Origin of the sequence: Brevundimonas sp. (assembly GCF_044239655.1) — a bacterium.
In the GTDB taxonomy this organism is placed as follows: Bacteria; Pseudomonadota; Alphaproteobacteria; order Caulobacterales; family Caulobacteraceae; genus Brevundimonas.
In genome coordinates this window covers 1-3,795 of record NZ_JBIIAY010000250.1, presented here as the reverse complement: position 1 = coordinate 3,795, position 3,795 = coordinate 1, and the positions used below count along the sequence as shown (strand labels likewise).

Sequence of the window (3,795 nt, the reverse complement as noted above, 5' to 3'; positions counted from 1 at the left end):
TATTGATATCAAACATTGTGGCGGCCTCTACTGACTTCTCTCCGTATCTTGTGGTGTAGCTATATGCTGTTGCTTTCATAGCCTTGTTAGCACCATCCATAACAGGAAGCCACATACTTAAAGTTTCATTTTCGATTGTTACTTCAGTAACTACCATATACCCAAGATGCTCATCGTAGAAGTATGGCTTTGCTGTAATTGGGTCAACTTTTACTTTGTAGGTTGCATCAGGACAAATCTTCTTTGTCTCGCTCCATGCCCATGCCCAACTAAGGTAAGTTAAACCGCTTTTCTTTTCTACTTTGTCGTTAACGTTGATAACCGACAGTTTTTCAAATGTGTTCATTTTAATTAAATTTGATTGTTATATAAATACTGCTTTTTCCATTTCACTAATAATTGTTTGGTAGTCTCTATCTTCTATAGTCTTTTCTTCAACATTTTTTACACCACGCACTACCGATGAGTGATGTAAGTCATATCCGTTTTTCAACATATACTTCTTGATGTATGTGATTTGGATATTTCTTTTCTTACATAAATAGTATACCAAGTATCGAGCATCTGATAAACTCCTGTTTCTTGACTTCAAGAAAAAGTCTTCCCGGCTTATTTTAAATAAGTCGATGACTCTCTCTACATACTGATTAAACACGTCTTCTTTCATTTGATTAAATTTTAATATTAAAATACAAAGATAACTAAAATGTTTGTATTTGGTGCATTTTTTTTAACAAAAAAGAACAATTATTGCTAAAATAATTAGACTTAATGATGCTAAACATATTACTGCGTTTATAATCTTATACTTCATTCTTAAATAGTTAAATCATTATACTTTACATACACGAACCCTTCGTGTGTTATCTTATCTGCTTTGTCCCAAACTCCATTTGGTATGAACTTTCCTTCCTCAGGCTTGTCTTTGACGAACTGTCCATTAATCATTTGCCCGGTGCGTTTACTTATTACATCGTATGCAGCGTTCAGGCATTCTTCAATGGTCATGCCTTGCATCTTTGCTTGAATGATAAGAGTTACTACTATATCTCCGATGGCATCTTTGATTTCATCTTTGTCATCATCTAGGATGGCATTGCACAATTCTGTCAACTCTTCTTGAGTTTTCATTGCTTGTTTCATAGGAGTAGCTTTGGATAGTATTCCCTTCTCTTCTGCCCATGACTCTATGGCGCACTCTAATTCAAAATAATCTCTCATTGTTTTTGTTTATTATTTATAATCTTATTTCTATTTTTTGTGTTGCACAACTCATTTTATGCACACCATTAATTTGGTCGCAATATTTACATTTACCATTAGTACAAAACATATCACAATTATCTGCATCATCTTCACGATTGAAGTTATGAAAGCTTTGCCACATTCCATTTGGAGCTGTGTATCTATAACAATATTCTTTCGATGGACAAAGTCCATCTGCGCATTTACTTATATCTGCCATAATTTTATCTTTTTCTAGATTGATAACTTGGTTCATCGTCTAATATACTTTGTCTTTCACGAACAATATCTTTAGGCATATATGCTGTTAACACCATCCATTTAGCAAAAAGTTTATTTGCTATGGTTACATCAATACTTCTTATATGCTCTTTCTCAAATATATTTCTAAGAGTATGTTCTATAGTTATTATATCTACTTCATTGCTCATAATAGCTCTATTTCTTGTTTAATATACTTTTTAATTGTTGTATGATTTGAGTTAAATTTTAATGAAATTTTTCTTAAACTAATATTATTATTATACATTTCAATAATTTCTTTTAACTCACAATCATTAAATTTAGGTTTAAAACCATTACTTATTGCTTTTTTATGCTCTTTAGTAAGTACTTTACCAATTCCAATTGAAATACCTTTTTTAGACTCAGATATTTTTTTCTTATGTGAATTACTTCTAATCTTTCCGGTTTGAGCTTTACTCATTCTAGTTCTAGTTTCTAAACCAAATAAAGAAGGCTTATCTTTTGTTTTTGTATATATACAGTTAAGTCCTTTTTCAATTGAATCATAAAACTCTTGCCAATAGCGTTCTCTAATATTTAAATCATCAAAATTACATATTTCAATAATCTCAAAATAATGTTGATTCCAACCATATTTAGTTATAGAATTGACTATTTTTAACTGTCTACAATATTTTTTTAGATTTTTTGAATATTGTGACTTTCTTTTTTCTAAATCTCTTGATTGTCCAATGTAAACTTTACCTTTTGGATTAGTTATTTTATAAATGCCTATCATTTTATATATTTTTTTACAAATATACAAAAAAATAATTATAAATCACAGATTTCTTGTTTAACTTCTTGCCAATAAACTGCTTCTGAATATTTACAAATTGCTTTATTTATTATCTCATCAACTGCTATTAATGCACATTGTTTGGCTTCAATAACTCTACCATCATAAATTTGTAAATATTTATTTACTAATTCTATTGCTTTGTCTCTTGGTGTCATAAGCCTTTTTCTTGTTTAAAATGATTTAATTGTTTTTGTAATGCTTCTTTATCAATATTAAATAACCACTCTGCAAATCCAATGGCGAATTCATCTGCTATTTTTACTAAATTACTATGAACTCGCTCAAAACTGTCGCCATCTGCTGACATTGTTAATGCTATCTTGCTTTCTAAATTCATAATTCTTTTTATTTTTTATAAATTTCTTTTTTTACAATTTTTTGTTGTTGTTTTTTATAATCATCATCCACATTATATTGTATATATTTTTCAGCTACTTTTAAAGTTGAAAACCCAACTGAATGTATAGACATTGACATATCTCTTACTTCGCTTAAATATATCCAAAAGTAAGTTAAAAATCTTTTTTGAACATAATACCATTTTTTACCACTCACTTCAGTTTTAATAACAATTCTATATTTCATAATCCTTTTTCTTTTTTATAGATTTCTAATAGTTCTTTTTCAGATTCATATACGTTACGTTTATAAATAAATTCTTTTGTTAAATGCTCGTAATATGTTTCTTTTCTAATCCACTCTCCAAATCCAATAGCAAATTCATCTGCTACTTGTTCGCATTTACCTTCCCAATCACTTGACCAAAATTCCATTAATATTAGTGCAAACTTTTCTTTTAGTGTCATAGTTATTCTTTTTTAAATGTTTCGTCGTAATATTCTTTTCCAAATTTAAAAGGTAATGCTTTGTTATATGCTGTGATTATCTGTTGCTTTTCCATTTCTTTGGCTTGTTTTAAAATGTCAATAGTTATATATCCAATTTCTATTTCCATTTGAGCCAACCATTCTACTGCTGTTGTCATATTATTTGTTTTTAAATTGTTCATCAAATCTCTCTAAGGCCTTATCTGCCCAAACATGCCCTCCATCTCTGTTGTATGAGTTAGGAGTAGACACATAGGCAATATAAACATCCACCCATAATCTTTTACGCAATTCTAAATCTTCATCACTGTAAGTTCTTTCTTGTCTACGAAAATCCCAATGTCCTGCTTCATCCATAAGTAATGGGTTTAATTTAGGTTGTTCTTGTTCAGGAATAACACCTGTTAGTTCTTCTACTAATGGACTAATTTTAGGTTCTTCTTTTACTTTTTCGTCATAAAGTAAACAATCACAATAATAGTCAGGTCTTTCACAAGTGCAAAGTGGTTCTTTCATGATTATCCGAATACTACTTCGCCCATTACTAAATATTGAAAGACTACGTCGCTACTGTCTGCGTCTCCGTTGTCGTTCAACTCGTTTTCCAATGCCCATTTGCATTTTTCGTCTGATGAT

At 29.9% G+C, this 3,795-nt stretch carries 11 protein-coding genes; all 11 read right to left on the bottom strand.

The window, feature by feature from the left end; genetic code table 11:
• Positions 1-346 (bottom strand): DUF1071 domain-containing protein (locus tag ACILQR_RS17585; protein ID WP_395652658.1); only part of this gene is annotated, 346 nt, incomplete at its 3' end.
• Between the two features lie 470 nt (positions 347-816).
• On the bottom strand, positions 817-1,221 hold the full coding sequence (locus ACILQR_RS17580) for a MazG-like family protein (protein ID WP_395652657.1): 405 nt from the start codon (positions 1,219-1,221) through the stop codon (positions 817-819).
• A 16-nt stretch (positions 1,222-1,237) separates the two neighbouring features.
• Positions 1,238-1,501, bottom strand: a complete 264-nt coding sequence (locus ACILQR_RS17575; protein ID WP_395652656.1) for a hypothetical protein — start codon at positions 1,499-1,501, stop codon at positions 1,238-1,240.
• Positions 1,470-1,676, bottom strand: a complete 207-nt coding sequence (locus ACILQR_RS17570) for a hypothetical protein (protein ID WP_395652655.1) — start codon at positions 1,674-1,676, stop codon at positions 1,470-1,472. The genes ACILQR_RS17575 and ACILQR_RS17570 overlap by 32 nt, the downstream gene beginning before the upstream one ends.
• Positions 1,673-2,269: a GIY-YIG nuclease family protein gene (locus tag ACILQR_RS17565; RefSeq protein ID WP_395652654.1), complete on the bottom strand. Its 597-nt coding sequence runs from the start codon at positions 2,267-2,269 to the stop codon at positions 1,673-1,675. Before ACILQR_RS17565 ends, ACILQR_RS17570 begins: the two co-directional genes overlap by 4 nt.
• A 35-nt stretch (positions 2,270-2,304) precedes the next feature.
• Entirely contained in the window at positions 2,305-2,487 is a 183-nt protein-coding gene (locus ACILQR_RS17560; protein WP_395652653.1) for a hypothetical protein, read from the bottom strand.
• Positions 2,484-2,669: a hypothetical protein gene (locus ACILQR_RS17555; RefSeq protein ID WP_395652652.1), complete on the bottom strand. Its 186-nt coding sequence runs from the start codon at positions 2,667-2,669 to the stop codon at positions 2,484-2,486. The genes ACILQR_RS17560 and ACILQR_RS17555 overlap by 4 nt, the downstream gene beginning before the upstream one ends.
• A gap of 8 nt (positions 2,670-2,677) precedes the next feature.
• On the bottom strand, positions 2,678-2,917 hold the full coding sequence (locus tag ACILQR_RS17550) for a hypothetical protein (protein ID WP_395652651.1): 240 nt from the start codon (positions 2,915-2,917) through the stop codon (positions 2,678-2,680).
• A complete protein-coding gene (locus ACILQR_RS17545) occupies positions 2,914-3,138 on the bottom strand; it encodes a hypothetical protein (RefSeq protein WP_395652650.1) in 225 nt (74 codons plus the stop codon). The genes ACILQR_RS17550 and ACILQR_RS17545 overlap by 4 nt, the downstream gene beginning before the upstream one ends.
• A 2-nt stretch (positions 3,139-3,140) precedes the next feature.
• Entirely contained in the window at positions 3,141-3,341 is a 201-nt protein-coding gene (locus tag ACILQR_RS17540; RefSeq protein WP_395652649.1) for a hypothetical protein, read from the bottom strand.
• Complete coding sequence (locus tag ACILQR_RS17535; protein ID WP_395652648.1) at positions 3,319-3,675, bottom strand: hypothetical protein; 357 nt, start codon at positions 3,673-3,675, stop codon at positions 3,319-3,321. Before ACILQR_RS17535 ends, ACILQR_RS17540 begins: the two co-directional genes overlap by 23 nt.
• Between the last annotated feature and the right edge of the window lie 120 nt (positions 3,676-3,795).

Bases quoted from the DNA above. Each gene is read 5' to 3' on its own strand.
- ACILQR_RS17540 (WP_395652649.1), bottom strand. From the start codon at position 3,341: ATGAACAATTTAAAAACAAATAATATGACAACAGCAGTAGAATGGTTG.
- ACILQR_RS17580 (WP_395652657.1), bottom strand. From the start codon at position 1,221: ATGAGAGATTATTTTGAATTAGAGTGCGCCATAGAGTCATGGGCAGAA.
- ACILQR_RS17555 (WP_395652652.1), bottom strand. From the start codon at position 2,669: ATGAATTTAGAAAGCAAGATAGCATTAACAATGTCAGCAGATGGCGAC.
- ACILQR_RS17545 (WP_395652650.1), bottom strand. From the start codon at position 3,138: ATGACACTAAAAGAAAAGTTTGCACTAATATTAATGGAATTTTGGTCA.
- ACILQR_RS17575 (WP_395652656.1), bottom strand. From the start codon at position 1,501: ATGAACCAAGTTATCAATCTAGAAAAAGATAAAATTATGGCAGATATA.
- ACILQR_RS17550 (WP_395652651.1), bottom strand. From the start codon at position 2,917: ATGAAATATAGAATTGTTATTAAAACTGAAGTGAGTGGTAAAAAATGG.
- ACILQR_RS17570 (WP_395652655.1), bottom strand. From the start codon at position 1,676: ATGAGCAATGAAGTAGATATAATAACTATAGAACATACTCTTAGAAAT.
- ACILQR_RS17560 (WP_395652653.1), bottom strand. From the start codon at position 2,487: ATGACACCAAGAGACAAAGCAATAGAATTAGTAAATAAATATTTACAA.
- ACILQR_RS17535 (WP_395652648.1), bottom strand. From the start codon at position 3,675: ATGAAAGAACCACTTTGCACTTGTGAAAGACCTGACTATTATTGTGAT.
- ACILQR_RS17565 (WP_395652654.1), bottom strand. From the start codon at position 2,269: ATGATAGGCATTTATAAAATAACTAATCCAAAAGGTAAAGTTTACATT.